The organism is Niabella pedocola (assembly GCF_021044425.1).
Classification (GTDB): domain Bacteria; phylum Bacteroidota; class Bacteroidia; order Chitinophagales; family Chitinophagaceae; genus Niabella; species Niabella pedocola.
In genome coordinates, this window is sequence record NZ_JAJNEC010000005.1 from 740,611 (window position 1) to 761,527 (window position 20,917).

At 46.9% G+C, this 20,917-nt stretch carries 16 protein-coding genes; 3 read left to right on the plus strand and 13 right to left on the minus strand.

Features of this window, described 5'->3' with window-relative positions; all coding sequences use genetic code 11:
* Window positions 1-106 precede the first annotated feature (106 nt).
* From LQ567_RS10705 to LQ567_RS10725, 5 genes are all read right to left on the minus strand, one after another.
* Complete coding sequence (locus LQ567_RS10705) at window positions 107-1,399, minus strand: BNR-4 repeat-containing protein (protein ID WP_231004494.1); 1,293 nt, start codon at window positions 1,397-1,399, stop codon at window positions 107-109.
* Between the two features lie 48 nt (window positions 1,400-1,447).
* On the minus strand, window positions 1,448-2,224 hold the full coding sequence (locus LQ567_RS10710; RefSeq protein ID WP_231004495.1) for a glucosamine-6-phosphate deaminase: 777 nt from the start codon (window positions 2,222-2,224) through the stop codon (window positions 1,448-1,450).
* A 129-nt stretch (window positions 2,225-2,353) separates the two neighbouring features.
* Window positions 2,354-3,649: a sugar MFS transporter gene (locus tag LQ567_RS10715; protein ID WP_231004496.1), complete on the minus strand. Its 1,296-nt coding sequence runs from the start codon at window positions 3,647-3,649 to the stop codon at window positions 2,354-2,356.
* Window positions 3,650-3,772: 123 nt separating this feature from the next.
* Complete coding sequence (locus tag LQ567_RS10720) at window positions 3,773-5,128, minus strand: Gfo/Idh/MocA family oxidoreductase (protein WP_231004497.1); 1,356 nt, start codon at window positions 5,126-5,128, stop codon at window positions 3,773-3,775.
* A 40-nt stretch (window positions 5,129-5,168) separates the two neighbouring features.
* Window positions 5,169-6,179, minus strand: a complete 1,011-nt coding sequence (locus LQ567_RS10725; protein ID WP_231004498.1) for a Gfo/Idh/MocA family protein — start codon at window positions 6,177-6,179, stop codon at window positions 5,169-5,171.
* A gap of 142 nt (window positions 6,180-6,321) precedes the next feature.
* Here LQ567_RS10725 and LQ567_RS10730 point away from each other — a divergent pair, with 142 nt between their 5' ends.
* Window positions 6,322-6,573, plus strand: coding sequence for a hypothetical protein (locus tag LQ567_RS10730; protein ID WP_231004499.1), 252 nt, complete (start codon window positions 6,322-6,324; stop codon window positions 6,571-6,573).
* Window positions 6,574-6,684: 111 nt separating this feature from the next.
* Here the strand turns inward: LQ567_RS10730 and LQ567_RS10735 are convergent, their stop codons facing one another.
* From LQ567_RS10735 to LQ567_RS10755, 5 genes are all read right to left on the minus strand, one after another.
* Window positions 6,685-7,845 carry an AraC family transcriptional regulator gene (locus tag LQ567_RS10735; protein ID WP_231004500.1) on the minus strand — a complete coding sequence of 387 codons (1,161 nt, stop codon included), beginning with the start codon at window positions 7,843-7,845 and terminating at the stop codon, window positions 6,685-6,687.
* Window positions 7,846-8,299: 454 nt separating this feature from the next.
* Entirely contained in the window at window positions 8,300-8,932 is a 633-nt protein-coding gene (locus tag LQ567_RS10740; protein ID WP_231004501.1) for an SDR family oxidoreductase, read from the minus strand.
* 126 nt (window positions 8,933-9,058) lie between these two features.
* Entirely contained in the window at window positions 9,059-10,078 is a 1,020-nt protein-coding gene (locus tag LQ567_RS10745) for an alpha/beta hydrolase family protein (RefSeq protein ID WP_231004502.1), read from the minus strand.
* Window positions 10,079-10,541: 463 nt separating this feature from the next.
* The gene (locus LQ567_RS10750) at window positions 10,542-11,390 is read right to left on the minus strand and encodes a helix-turn-helix domain-containing protein (protein WP_231004503.1); all 849 of its coding nucleotides are present in this window, start codon (window positions 11,388-11,390) and stop codon (window positions 10,542-10,544) included.
* Window positions 11,391-11,593: 203 nt separating this feature from the next.
* Complete coding sequence (locus tag LQ567_RS10755; RefSeq protein ID WP_231004504.1) at window positions 11,594-12,730, minus strand: acyltransferase family protein; 1,137 nt, start codon at window positions 12,728-12,730, stop codon at window positions 11,594-11,596.
* Window positions 12,731-13,066: 336 nt separating this feature from the next.
* Here LQ567_RS10755 and LQ567_RS10760 point away from each other — a divergent pair, with 336 nt between their 5' ends.
* Window positions 13,067-16,267: a ligand-binding sensor domain-containing protein gene (locus LQ567_RS10760; protein ID WP_231004505.1), complete on the plus strand. Its 3,201-nt coding sequence runs from the start codon at window positions 13,067-13,069 to the stop codon at window positions 16,265-16,267.
* A gap of 1 nt (window position 16,268) precedes the next feature.
* Entirely contained in the window at window positions 16,269-17,033 is a 765-nt protein-coding gene (locus LQ567_RS10765) for a response regulator transcription factor (RefSeq protein WP_231004506.1), read from the plus strand.
* 16 nt (window positions 17,034-17,049) lie between these two features.
* Here LQ567_RS10765 and LQ567_RS10770 read toward each other — a convergent pair whose 3' ends face one another.
* From LQ567_RS10770 to LQ567_RS10780, 3 genes are all read right to left on the minus strand, one after another.
* On the minus strand, window positions 17,050-18,177 hold the full coding sequence (locus LQ567_RS10770) for a glycoside hydrolase family 130 protein (RefSeq protein WP_231004507.1): 1,128 nt from the start codon (window positions 18,175-18,177) through the stop codon (window positions 17,050-17,052).
* A 142-nt stretch (window positions 18,178-18,319) separates the two neighbouring features.
* Window positions 18,320-19,858 (minus strand): family 43 glycosylhydrolase, encoded by a 1,539-nt coding sequence (locus LQ567_RS10775; RefSeq protein ID WP_231004508.1) that lies wholly within the window; start codon window positions 19,856-19,858, stop codon window positions 18,320-18,322.
* A gap of 42 nt (window positions 19,859-19,900) precedes the next feature.
* On the minus strand, window positions 19,901-20,902 hold the full coding sequence (locus LQ567_RS10780; protein ID WP_231004509.1) for a DUF4973 domain-containing protein: 1,002 nt from the start codon (window positions 20,900-20,902) through the stop codon (window positions 19,901-19,903).
* Between the last annotated feature and the right edge of the window lie 15 nt (window positions 20,903-20,917).

The following is a 20,917-nucleotide window of genomic DNA, read 5'->3' on the forward strand; positions in this document are numbered from 1 at the left end:
TATTCATTCGTTCCTCGTTCATCACCGGCAATATGGTTATTGCCGGCCGCCCCGCTTTTCCCTTGTTGCTGTTACCAGGTAACCGCAACAAACCTGTACACCCGATCTATTTTATCATCTTCAGGTTGGTATCAAAATCCGTATAGTGATAGTAATTACCGGCCATCCAGAAAAGGAGCGGCCTCCGTCCCCGGCCTCTGCTAACCGCATAGGGACGTATGTTATCCACCAGCGACCGGCCGGTAACGGATACCCGTTGCGCGGTGTCCCCTGCCTTCAACTGCTCTATTTCAAACTTTCCGTTTATTTGCCGGGATAAATAGATGCTCCCGGGATTGGCATGATCCAGTACGATACCGCCCGAGTAATGGGCTTCCAGCAATTTTTTACCGGGCTTAATGATGGTTATATAAGGGCCCGCATCCGCGATCTTTTTTGTATTCCATTGTCGCCCGTTCCATCGGGCATAATAATACTCGTGCTTTGTTTCCGAAGGATATCTTGCATAGGTAACCACGGGCCGGTTTGCGGCATCCAGTGCGATGTCCCAGATCCAGCTCCGGGCTTTTCCTGCTTCCGGGTCATATACTTTGTTCACATCGCTGATCAACACGGGCAGGTCACCAAACCCGCCGATCTTCTTCCCGTTTGTCTGGAAGAAAGCGCCCTTTTCATAATACATATGATGTACCGAAATATCGGCGCCCTGTTTGGGATGACCATTTGTAAATAAGAAATCAATCCGCGATTTATTATCGGTGGCGTATTTTACATATTGGGGGGTATTGCGGCCGCTGTTATCGAGCAGGTTTGTTTTTTTGCTCCAGGTACTGCCATCGTCATCGCTGTAAATACAATAAATACCCGTTTCGCCCCAGGGCTGGTTGATGCCGTTTTTCCTGCGAACGATATTCCTTCCGAAAAGATAGATCCGGTTATGCTCATCCCGCAGCATAACGGGGTTCATATAGCAATATAAATTAACCGAATCTTTCTTCAGGATCACCCGTTCTTCTTCCCAGGAGCTGATATCCTCGGGATTTACCGTTTTACGCATAAAAATATCGCCGTTGTGATGGCAATAAAATGCCAGCAGCCGGTGATCGGGCAGGAAGAGAAAAGAAGGAACGTCATGATCATCCTGCTGCAGTTTTTCATGAAGGGTATATTCCTGCATTTTATGGGTGCGCAGATCCAGCGAGCGCACCATTACATCGCCACTGCTATTGATATATCCAAAGTATACCGCCTCTTTTTTCTCCCTGTGATAGAGGGCACGGGGATCTGAAAACCAGCACCAGGCAGCATCCGTTGCGGCCACCGTACTGCCCTCCTGCGCCTTTGCAGGTTTTGCCGGAAAAAGCAATGCCAGTAAAAAAACAAATAGACGATAGTTCATATAGATCATGATTCGTTGCGCGTTAACGACCGACCTCTTCCGCATCCGCTACTCCGGTTGCAGCAATTGTTCATCCAGCAAGCGGGCACTTTCTTCATCCAGGAACACCGATGCATTCTGATGCGTTGTTAAGATCGTAGAAGGATATAGCGGGGATAATGCTTTGTAAAACGTATTATATACCGCCTGTGCCTTTGCAGCCGATGGAACAATACAGTACAAACCGGATCCTTTCATCAATGCCGGAATGGTAAGGGTTAGTGCCGTTGCCGGTACTTCCTCCAGTAATTCAAAGCAGCCGTCGTTCACCTGCTGCTGTCTGCAAATAGCATCCAGCGCCACCACCTTCACCGTTTCACGATCTGCAAAATCAGCTACCGGAGGATCGTTGAACGCCAGGTGCCCGTTTTCACCAATGCCCAGGCAAACTACATCGATGGGGTGCTCATTGAGCAGTTCGGTATACCGGTTACATTCGGCAGCCAGGTCCTGCGCATTTCCATTTAAGTAATAAACGGCCCGGAACGGGGCTTTGGAAAACAACCGGTGTTTCAAAAAATTGCCAAACCCCTGCGGCGCATCGGCCGGCAATCCCACATACTCGTCCATGTGAAAAGCGTTGATCCGTTCCCATTCCATATCCTGTAGCAGCAAGGCAGCCAAAAACTCGTTTTGGGAGGGTGCTGCTGCAAAAATGATATTCACCACTTCCTGCTGCCGGAGCAACTGCCCCACCTGCCGGGCTACAGCAATTGCAGCAGCCTCACCCATAGCCCCACGCGTGGAATACTTTTTTATGCGCACATTACTTTTTACTTCACCCATTTCCATTTACTTCTTATTAATTGATTAAATTTTAAAGTGTCTTTCCCGTTAACCCACCATTCCTGAACAGGGTGCATACCGGCACAACGTTTGAAAAACCCGGTACGTATGATCCCTTCCCTTTCGTTGCTACCAGTTCCTGAGCCGGTGCCCGCGTATCGCATAAAATATTAAATAAGCATAACAGGGAATCAGGATCCCGTATGCAACGCGGACGTTGAACACATCCGCAAAGTATCCATATACCAACGGCATGATGGCGTTGCCGCAAAGCCCCATGATCATCAGCGAAGCGCCCAGTTTTGTAAAGCGGCCCAGCCCGTCCAGCGCCAGCGGCCAGATGCCCGCCCATACCAGTGAATTTGCCAATCCCAGCAACACCAGGAACCAGATGGAGATATCGGCTTTATGTCCCAGTATGGTAACCGGTCCTTTGGCAAAAAGGATCAGTACGGACAATACCAGCCCGAGGGTCGTACATATCTTCAAAGCCGTAGCCTGACTGAAGAACCGGGGTATACAAACAATTCCGATCAAATAGCCGGTGATGGTGGCCGCCAGGGTATACGAGGGAAAGACCTTGGCTTCCAGCAGCTGAATGCCCATGCTTCCTGCATAATTGATGATGGTATCGATGGCGACGATCTGTGTGCCTACGTGTAAGAAAATTGCGATGGCCCCCAGCACCAGGTGCGGAAACTGGAAAATGGAGGTTTTACCCAAATTAGCCTGCGCCACGGTTCCGCTTTCCGCTTCTGTATTGATCTCGGGCAGGGGAGAATACCGCACCATGATGCCCAAAACAAAAAGCACACTGCCCACCACGGTATAGGGAATAATTACCCGGCGGATCAGCTCATCCAGTGCAGCGGCTTTCTCAACAGGAGCCATTCCGGGGATCTGCTGAAACAAGGTCGCATCTGAAGACCGGAGAATAACCGCCGCAAAAATGAGGGGAGCCAGGATGCCGGCACCCTTATTGCAGATTCCCATAATGCTGATCCGTTGTGCAGCGCGTTCCTTTGCGCCCAATATCGTTATATAGGGATTGGCAGCGGTTTGCATGATCGCAAGACCGGTACCCAGCAAAAAAAGCCCCGTCAAAAAAAGTCCGTAGGTACGACTCAGTGCTGCCGGTACAAACATAAAGGCACCTGCCGCCATTACCCATAAGGCGATCATCATTCCCTTTTTAAACCCTGTGCGTTTCAGGAGATAGGACGATGGAACCGAGATCAGCAAATAGGAAATATAAAATGCCAGGGCTACGAGGTAGGATTGAAAATGGGTTAATTCGCAGGCTATTTTAAAATACGGGATCAGGATCGCATTGATCCAGGAAACAAATCCAAAAATAAAAAACAGTACCCCTATGATCAATAACGACGTAACCGTATCTCTTTTACTTAACAGGTTCCCTTCCATTACCGGCATTTTTATCTGAAAAAATTAATGACAAATCGCTCCCATTACCGTTCCGAAGCAGAACAGTACGCCTGGAGTTATACCCCATCCAGGTTACGCTATATGTAAACGTGCTTTACTAATTTATATACGCGGTTCCCAACCTTTTTCATAACTGCGCGTCCATAACTTCATGGCTGCTGCATCGGAGCGTATATGTCCGTTTGCAGGGTCGGTTATCAGCATTCCCGAGGTGCGCTGTGCAATGTTACCCAACTGCACCAGTAAGGTGCTTTTATACCCTTCCTGAATATCCGAATGAAGAGTAGCATTGCCCTTTATGGCTTCAAACATATTCTGAAAATGATATCCGTCCAGTTTTTCGGTAGGGTTGGACAGATCGCCGGCCTTGAACTCCGTGTTATCTTTTACTTCTTTTATCAGTTTATCATCCAACCCGTAAATGCTGTAACTATTTCCCCCGTTGATCTGCAGCGTTCCCTTCTCCCCGTAAAAAATCACCCCTACAGAAGCACCTTCGTTGAATTTACCATTGGCGCTGCGACCTTCCCAGGTGATCATGCTTTTGTTTGCAAACTCTAAGGCGATCATTTGTGTATCGGGTGTTTCCCAATCGTCTGAAAACGCAAAGGTGCCGCCACTGGATTGCACTTTTGTGGGATAGTCTACCTGCAGGCCCCAGCGGGCCAGGTCCACCATATGCGTACCATTATTGAGGGCTTCTCCAGTACCCCAGTGCCAGAACCAATGCCAGTTATAATGGATCAGGTTATCCTTGTAAGAACGCCGGGGTGCGGGCCCCTGCCACAGGTCAAAATTGAGCCACGCAGGTACCGCGGCGGGTTTACCAACCCCGATCGGTTTACGGCTGTTGGTATACCAGGTCTTTGCAAAATAAGGCCGGCCAATAACGCCATTATGAATTTCATGGATGGCCTGGGCAACATTGGGCCAGGAACGGCGCTGGTTGCCCATCTGCAATATTTTGCCATATTTTTTTTGAGCAGCTACCAGCATCTCCCCTTCCTTTGGATTGTGACTGCAGGGCTTTTCGAGGTATACATTTTTGCCTGCCTGCATGGCCAGCAATGCCGCCGGTGCATGCCAGTGATCCGGGGTCGCTATCACCATCACATCCAGGTCCTTTTTCTCCAGCGCTTTCCTGAAATCCGGCTGGGCTACCGGTTTAAACTTCTGGATCGTTTCCAGGCGGGTAATGCATTTATCCGCTGCCCGTTGGTCTACATCGCTTACATAACGCACCACGCAATTGGGCTGTTTGGCAAAGTTGCTGGCCAGCGCAAGCCCACGGCTGTTAACCCCCATTACGCCCATATTGAAGCGTTCATTGGAACCTACAATACTCTTATAACTCCTGGCGCTAAAAGAGGGTAATATACCTCCGAAAGTTAGCGCTGCAGAACCCAGCGCCGCCTTTTTCACAAAATCCCTTCTTGAATTGTTTTGTTGCTTATCCATAAAATAATTTTATTCCCTGTTCCGTTGCCTGCAGGGTTGGTTAAATGTATTTTTTCAATAAAAGGGTCATATCTACCGGGTTACCGCCGCCTTTTTTGCTTAAGTCGGCGGCTTCCATAAATGCCATGATCTCCAGTGTTTCTGCTTCCGGAACGGGTGCATTGCCGGTTTCAAAAAAACGTACGATCTCCATCAGCAAAGGATCATAGCCGGCAAAGGGGCCCAACACCAACTGATTGGTTGCGCCAAATACGGTACCGCCAAAGCCCTCTTTGCCACTGCGTATTCCGCGAAATGTGCCTACCCTTCCATCGTCCCAGGTACCAATCACAATATCTGTATCTGCGGTATAGATACGACGCACAGTCTTACAGCCCGTTCCCATGGCCGTAAACAGGGTTTCCACGCCGTGTATCCCATACCAGAACAGATCCGGATGCGTGGCCTCCAGTTTTGCCGGACTATATGTTTCTGCGCCGATCACTTTCCCGATCTTTCCATTTTTTACTTCCTGCATGCCGGTAATAAACCGGAGTGAAGAGCTCGAAAAAACCGGTGTTTTATACCTGCGGGCTGCTTCAAAAATAGCACTTCCATCTTTTAATGAAGCGGCCATCGGCTTATCGATAAACAACGGCTTACGCGCCTTCAGCACCTGCAGGGCCTGCTCCAGATGGAGGCGCCCGTCGTTGGTTTCCAGCAACACCACATCCACCAGGCTAAGCAGTTCCTGGATAGAGTTTGCGATCGTTACATTGTTTTTCTTTACCTCTTCTGTATACCCGGCAATGCGGTCCACACTGCTTTTAATGTCGCGGCTTCCATAAGGATACGCCGCAACCACTTTATATCCCATCCATTTTGCATCCGGATTTGCAGCATTCAATGTTTTTACAAATGCTACCGCATGTGAAGTATCCAGCCCGATAATACCCACTCTTTTACCCGCTGCTTTTTTGCCGGTTACCGCAGCCATCACCTTCATATTACCTCCGATCATACCGGCGGCGGATGCTGCGCCCATTATTTTTACAAATTTTCTCCTATGCATATAACATTGTTGTTAAAAAGTAAATCAGCTACTACTGCTATCATCAAAAACACCCTGTATACAGATCGCAACCCTGTACATTTAATAAAATCCTGCTGCGCAAAAACTGCACGTTTCCCTGTTGGGGCAAATGATGCAATGCGTGTTTACCTTATGCTGCACCGCAGGGGCGGAGCTGGTAATACCACTCATCGCGATGCTCTTTCCGGTTATCCCGAAGCCGCAACGCTTTGTTCCTACTTATTCCATATTACCTGCACTGTACCGGATCGGGCGCCAATCGTTGTACAGTGTCTGGTCTTTAACGTATCACCGGTATGATCTTTCATATGACCGGTTCCAGGTGCATCCGGGTCCTTTAAAGACCGGCCTGCATCCCTATAGCAATCCTTGAATATCGGGGGCCGCAATGATAGCCTTTATAGAGGCCCGTACATAAAATTAGCGGGCCCTGAGAAATTTATACGATCGATTTGCGCAATCAGTGTTTCAAAAAACGCAAATCTCAAACTGGTTTTGCAAATTTTTTCAGGTATGCGGTTGGTGTATATCCCTTGAATTTTTTAAACGTGCGTGACAGGTTCCTGCAATCACTAAAACCGGAGCGTATGGCCAACTCCAGCAACGATAACGCAGGATTCGCCAGCAGCAAGTCTGCCAGGTACTCGATCCGTTGTTTCAGTATAAACTGATAGAGCGAAATGCCCATCGAGTTTTTAAACTTTGTTTCCAGATTCCTTCTTGACAGCGGCACGCGGCGGATGAGTACATCAATAGATATGGGTGTTGTAAATGAAGACTCGATATACTGCACCACTTCCCGTATGTATTCATTGGATAGGTTATATTTTTCGGTAGACTGCCTCAGCTCGATCCGGACCGGGTTCACAATAATATTATAAGGTTTTGTTCGCTCCTTCAGCACCAGCTTATGAAGCAGCCGGCCGGCCTCGTAGCCACCCCGCTCTACATCCAGCTCTATCGATGAAATAGAAGGGTCTGAAAAATTACAGATCAAATCATCATTGTCTACCCCCAGCAGTGCCACATCCTCCGGAATTAAAATATTATTGATCTTACATATATCAGAAACCTGAAGCGCAAAATAATCATCACAGGCAAACAGGGCGACCGGCTTGGGAAGCGACATCAGCCATTTATCAAGCTCTTCATGATCACTTCCCCATTGTTCTTCATTCAGATGCTCGGATTCAAAATAATAAAACGTACCGCCATATTTTTCTACCTCCGTTTTATAGCCCTCGGCTCTTTCTATGGACCATACCACATTCTTACTGCCATAAAAAGCAAAGTTGCGGTACCGTCTTTGTATAAAAAAGCGGGCGGCCATTTCTCCGGTACCACGATAATCGCCGGTCAGATTGGAAAAATAATCACTCCGCTCTCTATAATTTTGAATAATTACGGGAATACCAAGTTTTTTCAGATAACCGATGTCATCCAGGTCTGCCTGGGCGATAACCGCGTCAGCCTTCCATTCCCGGGCCAGTTTCAGGATACCTGCTTCCCCATATAAGTTTTTATAATACGTAGGCAACCGGTAAAACAACCAGGGACCGTTATCCTTTGAATATTTCACCATTCCCCGCAGCAGTTTCCTGCTGAACTTACTGGAATGGTCGATGAGCAACAATATCCGGATCAATTTTTTTTGTTAAAAATAACATTCTAACGCATTGCATGACGCTGTAAACCGGAGTTGTTTCAATTTTTGTTGTTTAAAGAACCGGATAGCGAGGGCGGGCTTGTGTGTTCCCATCCAGGTGAAAATCTGTTTACATATAGTACCAGCAAGGCGTTGAAGCCGCGAGGCCACGCATTGGTCTGCACAACCGTAGCCCTTTTCCCATAAAGGAATATAAAAAAGGAGCGCTCAAAATACAAGGCCTTATTATAAATCGTGGGGCTTTGCAAATTTACGCATCCGCAATGCACCACAGACGGATGGCATACGCCGTTACCAGCAATACATTCCCCGGGGATAACCATCCGTAGCCCCGGGAAAGGAACCGATCCCGCATGCTCCTGCCTGCAGGATGGCGGCGGCTCAACCGCTGATCGTGTTTCCAAAGTATAGCACGAAAAATACCAATAGCCGGCTAATAAAAAGCCGGTTTGTCGCCATAAATACCTGGTTTGTTAACCCCCACACTGGCCTTTACATCTTTGCCAGGATGAAGGATAATAGCAGCGATATATGTGCCAACGGCTTTTCTCGCTACCTCTGTTCCGCGAAAAGCTTCTCCCTTTTGGGTGGTCTCATAATCTGTTTCGTCCTTGTTGGTTAGCCATGATGGACGAACAATCGTATAATCCAGATCCGAGTTTTCAATAACATCGGCAGCTTTTCGATATCGCACCAATTCAGCACCTATCATACGGTTGTTCCATTCGCCGAACTCGCCGGTCACCTCATTATAAATGCCCAGGGCCGTTACGAAAATCAAACGCCTAACCCCATGGGTATTCATGGTTGCCACAATCGATCTTGCCATCTGGTCTACAGGACCGGAAAGATTGGCATACACAATATCCTGCCCTTTAACAGCAGTACCTATATCTTCCTTATTTAACACATCACCCTCGATAATTTTTGCAGATGATTCAACATGCAACTGTTCAGCATTTCTTGCAAACAGCGTAAGTACTATATCGCTGTTTTTCTGAAGCGCCGATATCACATGACGAGCAATGGCTCCGCCAGCCCCCAATATCAAAACTTTTGTTTTCATGTTTACAACTTTTAAATATTTTTTACTGATTGTATTGCGAACCGGCCACCTGCTCAGGCCAAACTACAATACCCCTGTTAAAATAAAAAACTACAGAAGATCGTGGGACCTTCTGTAGCATTATTTTTAGTTCATATATTTATCCAGAAAAGCCAATGCCTTTTCCGGCGTTCTGCCAAAGTAGTTGTACCCATCCTTAAATCTCAATGTACTGTCGATCCAGATAAGTTCTTTGTTATTTCCCGGGATCGCATCAAATGTAGCCTGGTCTGTTTCGGGATTTTTTGTCCAGGAGTCGTGCTTCACCTGCCACATTAATAACGGCATTGTTACATTTTTTACATACTTTTTCGGATCCATTTCTCTGCGGGTAAACCCACCAGCTTTCAGCAATTCAAAATCCAATAAATCCAGGTATTGCGATACGCCCAATGGTTCGGTAAATGCCTGGAAAATAGCGCCCATATCCGGCACGAGCGGACTTAAGAAACATTGTACGTTAGTAAACAATTCCGGCTGTTTATCCAGGGCGATCCATTGTGAAATAGCTCCCAAACATTGATTGAACAGGGCTACTTTCATTTTGCCCAATCTTGGATGGTTGTCTACATATTTTTTTGCACCAACGCAATCACGCCATTCTAATTGGCCGATACCACTTACGCCACCATTTGCTGTTCCACTTTGTCCGTGATTTCTAAGATCATAAGCCAATACATTGTAGCCTGCATCGGTTAAAATTTTCATCTGGTATACGAAATCGATTTCAATGTCGGTAAAACCTGCCCAGGGCATTCCCATATGACCCTGAAAACCGGCACGGGACATGGGTAATGCGTGGTTAAAAATGATCAGTTTATTACTTTCACCGCCTTTTGCCGGAATGTACCATCCGCTAAGCGGCACGCCATCATCTGCGGGGAAATAAATATCCTCCCAATTTGCCATTCCATAATCGTCCGGCGTTTTGTGAAGGATACTGCGCCATTCTCTCTTGCACACATTAACCATGCCCATAATTTTAGCATAATCCTCCGCCGAAATTTCATCGATTTGTTTTTTGGCTGCTTCCAGTAATTCTTTTGACATTCTTGCGGTAGCAGTTGGCTGATGCTCCATTCCTGCCAAATTGATTTGATTTTCCATTTTTTAATTTTTATGTTGACTACTTGGTTTGAAATTACACACCCGATGCACTTATTTTCTGCACCCGTATAGAGACACATTGTTCAGTCGTCCACCACAGCACTTATCTCCTCCTTATGGATATGAAGGTTCGCCAATAAACATGGTTCGGCAGTGCATTAGCCCTGATAGCGGGCAGCAAAAGCAAGGACGATACATTCTCCGCTCACCCTTCCTGAAGCGTATATTCAGCCGGCTCCTGCCCTATGCCTCCGGAAGGCGATCAATACTATTCCTGGGATATATGTTTGTTTTGTAAAACCTTCACGAAGGAAAATACTTCCAATCATGACGGTTTCCGCATTTGTGAAATTTTATCTTCTGGATCATGACCTGATATTGTATTTGTTTCAACTTGATAGAACAAAGTTATACCGGTCAGTAGGCCATGCCTGAAAACAAATCACTTAAAAAAAGAAACATTTTACTGATTGCGATATGTTTTTGGAGCAATTCCGGTTTTTAACCGGAAGAAACGTGTAAAATAGGTGGGGTATTCAAAGCCCAGGCTATATGCTATTTCATTAATGGTAAGTTGGGTTTGACGGAGCTTTTCTTTGGCAACCTGGATAATGTATTGATGAATATGCTCCAGGGGCGATTTGCCGGTAAAGTGCTTGATAAGGTCACCGAAATAATTAACCGAGAGATTGCTCATTGCCGCAAAATAGGCTACGGTAGGAAAGCGCGGTTCCTCTTTTTCAGCAGCATAAAAACCATCGAGCTGCCGGTAAAAATCGGCGACAACCTGGTTGTAAATCTTGCTTCGCGACTGAAACTGCCTTTCATAAAACGTTTGGGTATAAGAAAGGATCAATGCCGTATAGGAGCCAAGTACGTCTTCGGAAAAATCGACCTGCTTGTATTCGTCATGAGCTTTTACAAAAAGATCGAGCAGGATCCTGCTTTCGCGCTCAGTTAAATAAAGCGCCTCATGCCTGTTATATCCCGTAAAGGTATAATCCTTGGCATACTTCTTCAATAACTTTTCACTGACAAAAATGCCATAGCCGAAAAAGGCATCGGGAAGATCCCATTCCAACAAATTTCCTGGTCTGTCCAGAAACAGGTAGGAAGCCGACATTTCCTCAATGGGAGGCTGTACATCGATGTTGCTTTTTATAGCAATAAGATAAAAGTCCAGCTCTACGGGTTTTGATTTCAGCAACAGATGCGGATGCTCATCATAGTGGATCACCTGGATGGTGTCACTTGCCGATCCATTAACATTAATGTATTTTAAAAATGAAGATATATTATACTTCTTTCCCATTGTTATCGTAGTAGCGTTACAATTCCCAAAGTTAGAAATTGGATAAATAAAAGCGCTATACTTTTAACGGATAAAACGAAACAAATCACCGTTCGTTTTATAGTATCCCAGGGAAAAACGCCGCATACCGCTCGGCAGGCATTTCACTCGAGCTAAAATCTAAAGGAACAAATATACCGGAACCGACGGCGTTGCATAACCGGTTAATCCCGGGATGGAACCAATGTAAAACGCCGTTTCAAGCGCAAAAAAGGTCTTTCAAAATAGTTGTAGGACAACAGGGAGATGCTTACCGTTATGAGAAAGGCTATTACAAGCCCCACTTCATGCTTCCATTCGTACAAACCGATGTTATTGCTGAAAGCGGCTAACTGATTTTTAAAAATATTGTATACGATCCAATAGATGGTAATATGAAAAACATACATTCCGTAAGATATACGCCCAAGATAGGCCAATACGGATGGCATGCGTTTTGCCGAAGACCCGAATAAGGAAAAAAAGAACGCCATTACGCCCAGAAGGATCAACAACCAACCGCTTACCGATTGAGCAATCGTAGCCTGGTGCGGCGCATCCGCATTCACCTCGCAAACGATTGAAGCAATTAACCAGCAGCCATATCCTGCAACAAACAACAGGATCCGTGTTGCGGCATTCCACCTGGGCTGTTTGCCTTTTAAATAAAGCGCCACCAGGATCCCCGCTCCAAAAAACTGGAACTGCACAAAACTGTTCGTCCACTGCCCGCTAAATCCGGCTGTAGGTCTTTGAGCATAATAAACGACAGCGATATATGCACCGATAAGCGCTAAAAAAGAAAAAACCGTCAATCCTTTTTTCCCGGTAACGTATAATATCAACGGAAGCAAAATATAAAGCTGCTCCTCCACAGATACACTCCACAACGGGTTGATGCAATAAGACTGCCATTCATTAAATGTAATGTACCAGTTGCCTGAAAACAAGGTAAACGCCAGCTGCGCCCCGGGTGGTATGCGGCCGCCAAACCATGATGTTGTGGAGGTCAGCAACACCATTAAAAAAAAGAAGGTGAAATACAATGGCCATATACGTAAGATCCGTCTTATATAAAAAGACTTAACGTTGATTTTACCAAACTGATCCTGTTCTCTTATCAGCAATTCGGTAATCAGAAACGCGCTTAAAAAAAAGAAAAGCGGTACCCCGTAATTGCCCACCAGGCTTATATGGTACCCCCAATAGTATTTTGCGGGATCAACCGGGGCCAGGTCCAGCCGGTGAACAAAGAATACAAAAAGAAATGCGCATAAACGAAGCACATCCAGTTCGGGCCGGTAATATCGTAGGATTGTCATATGAAAAGAATCGATTTAGGATGACTCATTTTCACCGGTTTGCGCAACCAATTCACAAATCCGGATCAATCATTTGCTTATAAAAATACGCATTTAGCGGATTCCCGTTCAGCTATCTTTAAATAGAACATTACAGCAGACGGTCTTGCCTTCTGTTTCCAATTTTGTTCATTTTTTTGTCGATTTGTATCATACCGGTATACCATACACCTTCCATCCATTATAACGGTTCAAACAAATTATTGATTTTTAAACGGCTACCGGTATTACCCGGCGGGGCACCTTGCGCCTTCCACCGGTCCGGTACTTGTTTTATAAATGCCTTTATATCTATCTTTGAATGAACGAATGATGAGTTTTTATTACCGATGGTTTTTAAGCCTGGCCTTGCTGCTTGCCACTTCACTGTGTTCCGGGCAATATTACTTTAAGCATTATCAGGTGGATGACGGGTTGGTGCATAATGCCGTAACCGCGGTCATACAGGATAGCAAGGGTTTGCTATGGATCGGAACCCGTGGCGGTCTGAACCGTTTTGACGGCTATTCCTTTAAAACCTACAGAAATACTAAAGACAAATTCGGAAGCCTGGGCAATGATGTCATTAACAGTATTGCTGAAGACAAAAACCGGATGATCTGGATCGGCACCGGTAAAGGCCTTTTTAAATACGATCCGTACAAAGAAGTGCTTACCGAACTGGAAGCCGTTCCAAAAGAATACACCAACAATCTCGTGGTTGACAACGACAACAACCTGTGGTTCCTCTCGCAGTTTTCGCTGTATAAATATACACAGTCTGCCAACCGGCTCGAGCATTTAAAAACACCGGCTTCCTGCATTGCGCTGGACGCAGATATGAACTTATGGATGGGAGATGACGATGGCAACATTCATATTTACGGCGGTCAGCAAAAGTCCGGAGCAACCGTCCGGATCGTGGACAGGAGCCTGCCGGCCAATGCCCGGTCCATCAGCAAAATATACCCCATCGGGCATGGCCGGCTATTAATCGGATGCTTTAAGCAGGGGCTAAAAAGCTACGATGTCCAAACCGGTACCGTGCGCTCTCTGTCATTGGGCGCACAGGAAAATAACGACATATTTGTTCGCGACATTGCAACCGATAATAACGGACAGTACTGGATTGCTACGGAGTCCGGAATTTACATCTATGATCTGGCGGGCAACAAGGCCGTTAACCTGAAAAAACGGGCAGGCAACCCCTATGCCCTGGCCGACAATGCCGTGTATGCAATATGCAGGGATAACCAGGGTGGTATGTGGGCCGGTACTTTTTTTGGCGGGCTGAACTATTATTCAAAGGACAATGCCCGATTTGAAAAATACTACCCGTTGCCCGATGTGAATTCCATTGCAGGAAATGCGGTGCGGGAAATTTGTGCGGATCAGCAGGGGCATTTATGGATCGGTACCGAAGATGCAGGCATCAGTAAACTCAACCTGGAAACCGGAATATTTACGAACTATACCGCCACCGGTCAAAAGGGGAGTATCTCTTATCCGAATGTGCACGGTTTACTGGCGTGGGGAAACACGCTGTTTGTAGGTCCCTTCTTACAGGGCATGGAAATTATGGATATGCGTACCGGTTTGATTACAGACCGGTTCAAGCTGATTGGAGATAAAGGCGGTGGCCCGGTAAGCGATTTTATCATCTCCATCTACCGTACAAAGGACAACCGCCTGCTGGTGGGCTCGGCCTATCGCAACGCCGGGTTATTTGAATACAACCCGCAACAAAAAACCTTTAAGCGCATTCCCCAGATCCCCTTTAATACATACGTCTATGATATTTTTGAAGACGCTGCGGGAAATATCTGGACGGGCAGCGTAAAGGAGGGCGCCTTCTGGTACAACCCCAAAACCGGGCGGCACGGCAATTTACAGTTTGGCGATACCACCAGGGGCCATACCATCAACGAATTTCCCGTATACCATATTTTTGAAGACAGTGATCATGCATTGTGGTTCGCCACCACCGGTTGCGGGCTTATAAAACTAAGCCCCGACCGGAAAACCATGAAACGGTATACCACCGCAAACGGCCTGCCCAGCAATGTTATCTACAGCATCCTGGAAGACAATGCAAAGAACCTGTGGATCAGTTCCCTCAAAGGGCTTATCTGTTTAAATATTACCACGGAAAAAGTAAAAGTCTATACCCGGGCCAACGGGTTGATCACCGATCAGTTCAATTATAATTCGGCCTATAAGCATACCGATGGCAAAATGTATTTTGGCTCCGTTAAAGGAATGATCGCCTTTAACCCGGCCTTATTTGATCAAAGGGAGCCCAGTCCGCCCACCTATATCACCGGCTTCCAGATCAATAACAAAGAAGTGACCCCCAATGCAATGCACAGCCCCCTCGCCCGGTCTATTTTATACACCGACACCCTCCTGTTAAAATACGATCAAAACAACTTCAGCATTGAGTTTGCGGCACTGAATTTTTCTTCACCGGAAGCAACCCGGTACAAATACCAGATGAAAGGCATTGACCAGTCCTGGACCTATCTCAATACCAACCGCAACGCCTACTTCACCGATCTCGCACCCGGTAAATACGAGTTTATTGTTCAGGCCGAAAGCAATACCGGGAGCTGGACCGGCAAAGAGCGCCGGCTTTATATCCGCATCCTGCCCCCCTTCTGGAAGAGCAACACAGCGTACCTTATATACGTGTTGCTGATTGCTACGGCCGTATTTATGGCCATCCGCTTGTACCACCGGTACCTGGAGCGGAAAAACCTGCGGAAACTGCAGCTTTTTGAACATGAAAAAGAAAAGGAAATCTACCAGGCTAAAATCGAATTTTTTACCAATATCACGCATGAAATACAAACCCCGCTCACGTTGATCGCAGGGCCCATTGAATGGCTGAGTAAAAAATTTGATACGGATCCGGGCATCCGGAAAAGCCTGGCCATCGCCGAAAAAAACACGCAGCGCCTGGTGGCCCTGACCAGCCAGCTGCTCGATTTCAGAAAAACGGAGGCCGATCAGTTCAGTTTAAATTTTGTAAAAACAGATATTGCCGCGCTGATCGCAGACCTGGTAGCCGGCTTCAAAGAGCAGGCCGCCGGTAACCATATTCAGCTGGATATGGTGTTGCCGGAAAACCCCATCATGGCTTTTGTAGACCGGGAAGCATTTATTAAAATATGCACCAACCTGATATCGAATGCCGTGAAATATGCCGCCACCCGGGCAAGTGTACATGTGGGAAACGTGAGCGACACCGATACCTGCTTTACGGTTTACTTTAACAATGACGGCAAAGGCATTCCGGAGGAGTTCAGACAGCAAGTGTTTGAGCCCTTCTTCCGGGTGCGTGCCAACAACAAACCGGGAACCGGTATCGGGTTATCGCTTGCAAAATCACTTACCGAGCTGCACAACGGTTCACTGCAACTGAGCTCCGGTGAACAGGATTTAATTATTTTTGAACTGCGACTGCCCATACACCAGAAAATCGAATTTCAATTAAGCAGTTGGAAAAAAATAACATAGCATGACCGAAAGCATTCTGATCATTGATGACAACGAGGATATCCTGGAGTTCTTATCTGTTGTTTTAGGCGATACGTACAAACTGCATCTTGCAGCCGACGGAGCCATTGCGCAAACCATTTTAGACCAGGAGATCATTCACCTGATCATATCCGATATCATGATGCCGGGGATCGATGGATTTGAGCTCTGCAGCCGTGTTAAGTCAAACGTAGAGTATTGCCATATCCCCATTATCTTACTAACATCAAAAAACACCTACAAAGCGCATATCGAGGGGCTGGAGGTTGGAGCGGACGCTTATATTCAGAAACCTTTTTCCTCCGAATTGTTGCAGGTACAGATTGCCAACCTGCTCAAAAACCGGAAGAAAATCAAGGATCATTTTGCCAGCTCGCCCTTTGAAGATGTACGGGTAATGGCACATTCAAAAACCGACGAAGCGTTTTTAAAAAAACTGGATGAATATATCCAAAGCAATATTAAGGAGCCCAATATCGATATCGACATGCTTGCCGAGCATATGTTCATGAGCCGTACCACGCTTTACCGCAAGATCAAATCCCTCTCTTCCTTATCCCCGAAGGAGCTCATTGATATTACCCGCTTGAAAAAGGCCGCCAGCCTGATTGCTGAAAAAGAATTTTTGTTATACGAGATCTCAAGAATGGTCGGTTACAGCTCGCAGAGCCTCTTCAGCCGTAATTTCCAGAAGCATTTTAAAATGTCGCCTACAGAATATTTCAACACCCTTCCAAAAGCATAAACTACGTATAAGGGCTTTATTTATCTGCCGCCGGGTCATACACGGCAACGCCCACCCGGCTGTCTGCACAACCATAGTACAGGAACCATTTGCTTTTGAAATAAACCAGTCCTTCAATAAAAACGGTGCCGGCCGGATACTGGCCGCTTTTTTCAAAAGATTCCGTAGGTACAAAAAAGGGCTTATCCAGTCGGCTAATGACCCTGGAAGGATCCTCCGGATCAAATAACACCTGGCCCGCGGCATAGGTGTTGGCCGTGTAGCTGGTATCCCTGCCCAAGCCCCCCTTATTTTTACCATTGTACAAAACCAGGATGCCTTTATCTGTTATAATTGCAGGCGGTCCGCATTCGGTCAAATCACTGTCAAAATATCCAGGCCTGGGCTTTACAACCATTTGCAGGCCGCCTTTTTCATCCACCGCAGGTTCCCAGTTCACCAGGTCGTCTGAAGTAGCAATGTTCATAAACCGCTCGCCCCAGTACATCATATATTTCCCTTTCACCTTTGCAATCACCTGCTTTCCGTTTTCTACTTTAGTAACGATGGATGCCGATTTACTGAACTGATCTTTAAACCGGCCGTTATACGCTTTCAAAAATGCGGGTCCGTGTTTCGTCCATCTTTTCAGGTCTTTTGACGTAGCTACCGCCAGGCGCGCCACTTTCCTGTTCCATTGCGTGTACAACATTACGTACAACCCTTCTTCTGTAACCGCAATGCGCGGGTCTTCGCATCCTCCCGGCCATTCATATTCCTTTTGGGCATCTTCATCCGGGTAAAAAACCGGCTCCGCTTCTTTTTTCATTTTAATACCGTCCCTGCTTTCAGCTATTCCCAGCCGGGATGTCCGTTTGCCGATACCCATTCCGGACCGGTCTTCGGCACGATACAATACATAGACGTTGCCGTTCCTTACGGCTGCTGCCGGGTTAAACACATCGCCGGCTTCCCAGGCCAGCTTTTTCCGGCTCATCGGATCTAAGAAAACGCTTTGCGTATCGGGGGACAGTACCGGGTTTACATGAGCCGGTCTTATAAACGGGCCCAGCGCCCAACCGGGAAGTTTATACTGTGCGGTTGCAAAAAAGGCAACGGGAACGGCAACAATCAAAAACAGTATCCTTAAAGTTATACCATTCATAACCCTGTAATTTTTAAATCTGTTTGCTGGTGTCCAAAGCGGCAATCCATCACCGGCATCCACTGTAATATTACAAAGTTACCCGTTTGCTGCTTTCCGTTTTATGACAATATGTGCTGTATACCGGCGTTCCCCGCCGCTCTTATTCCTTAAACCGGAAGGTTGATACTTCTGCCAACCCGGGCTGGCGCTGACTGTCGTAACCGGATTTGGGCACCAGCTTAAAGTAACGGAATTGTTTGCGTTGCGGCAGATCGATGAATTGCCGCAGCAGATTGACATCATTGAGCGTAAACAGTCCCAGGCTTTCCCAGGTATTGTTATCATTACCAACAAGCAGTTCCAGCTCCTTTATCTTGCGGTCCCCGTCCTTTTGCGAAATGATAAAACCATCCACGGTGGCGGTTTCCCCCATATCTACCGTTAGCCAGTGGCCGGGATAATCTGTTGGATCCACCGAATAGCGGCTGATCCATATCGTGGTGAGGTTATCGTCAATAACAGAGGAAGCAAGGCGACCATTGACAGGCTCTTCCGAACTGACGCCGGCAATAGACCACCTGGTTTTAGCATGTATGTAGCGCCAGGGCTCGCCGGATGGCCGCCTTTGCAGTGTCGACATACTTGTGGGCAGACCAAAATTGGGCGACCCGTCCGGGTTCCAGGTAAAACGCTGTATGCGCGGACTTCGCCCGCCCGAGGCGCCCTGGTTGGCCACAGAGCGTGCATGGTAAATGATCCAGTCTTCTTTACCGTCGGGCGATTTAAAAAAGCCGTTATGTCCCGGCCCGAAAACACCGCCTTCCGACCGCATGGAAAAAACCGGGTGCACTTTTTTTGACCAGTCGCCCGGGTTCATCGGGTCTCCGCCCTCCCGCAGGTTCAGCTGCCCGAGGCAATAGCCGTCTGACCAATAACCACTGCCGGAATAGATGAGGTATACCCGCCCCTGCGGGTTGATGAGTACCTGCGGGCCTTCATTGATCGGGTTCCCATTTTTTTCCCATGCAAAGCCGGGTATTGAAATCATTACTTTTTCACCGGAGATCGTCCAGGGATTGCTCATTTTGGCGATATAGATATTCTGCGGAGGTGCACCGGCATTTCCTCCTGACCAGATCATGTATCGCTGTCCATTATTATAAAGTATAGTGCCATCGATGGCCCACATATCTGTTGGGTCAGACAGTTTTCCCTTAAATACCCAATTGCCCTCTACGGGGGTTGGCGCCGTATTCTCCAGTACATACATGCGGTGATGAGCGTTGTCACCGTCATCGGCAGCAAAATAAAAATACCATTTGCCGTCAATTTCATGCAGCTCCGGCGCCCACAGGTTTTTTGAATAGGGCTGACCAGCCGGCGGGGTCCATACATCATACCGGCGTGCAGTGGCCAGTTCCGATAAATTTTTCGTTTCCAGGATCACCAACTTACTTCCCTGGGTATACGTGTAGTAATAGGTTCCGTTTTTCTGTACCACCCATGGATCCGGACCGCCCGGCATAATGGGGTTGCTGAATGTACTGTCGGGCGTAAAGCCCCACCACGCCCCCTTGGGTACCTCCGGTTCCTGGGGTTTCTCCGGGATGGGGTCGTAATACGGTTCCTTTGTTTTTTGGCAGGCGCCCGATAGCAATAAACAACCAAGCACACATACCGTTATTACGGATCGTTTCATGTGTATGTTTTTTCCTGATTTTATTTTTTTATTAGTTGCTCTTTACCAATCGATCGCCTGATCTTCATCCGGTATCAATATATTCCGTTGCCGTTCCATCGTCATGGAGCCTTCTGCCCGGTACCGTACCGGTATGCCGGGCATGGTTGTAATATCATCATATTTGTACCGCAGGTTCACGGTGCAATATTGCTTTACCAGGTATTTCTTGGTGGGATCTACCGTTTGCGTGATCTTGTAGGTGGGCTGTCCCAGCATTTCGAAATGAATGGCATCGTTGGTGGCATACACATTTAAGGCACCTACTTTATCGCCATTGGCCTCTGTAACAGGCTCTAAAAATTCCATGACGATTTTGTATTCGCCCCGGGCCTCGGATCGTTCTTCGGTTACGCCCGCGTAAAAAAACACCGATTGTTCATCTACCACCCATGCCGTCCGGGTACTGGATACAAGCGGGTTAGTGGTTTGCCCATCCAGGTATACATTCATAGATGTAGAGGAGTAATTGCCGGAATAATCATTAAACGGTATCACATTCAGCAGCGCCTTCCGCCAGCCCTTGCGATAGTTTGAAATATACGCGGGATCGTCTATGATCGTAAGTGGCAATACATAACGTTCCACCAGATCCAGATTATCAAATTTAAATTTTACCGGGTAATTGACGGTACTCGACCCTTTGGGAATAAAACAGGCAGCCGAAGGCAGTTCAAAAAACTGGCCGGGCAGCTGTTTAAAATACAGATCGGTGCGGTGCTGAAATTTTTCACGGTTATAAATCCCCAGTGTGTCATTGTCAACGCCTATTTTCACATTTAAATCCTGTTGGCTTGGCTGCGATCCGCTTACGATCACCGGCAGGTTATAGATCACCTCCCCGTTTTTATTATACCGCAGGTATACCGGAGAAACGCCTTCGCTGTTGAGCCGTGCTTTAAAAGAAACCATCTGTACATACAGTTCGTCTTTCCACTCATTGTTGCACGCGCTGAACACGAGGCTCAATGCTGCTATTATGATATATATGCGTACACTTTTCATTCGTTCATGTTTTTA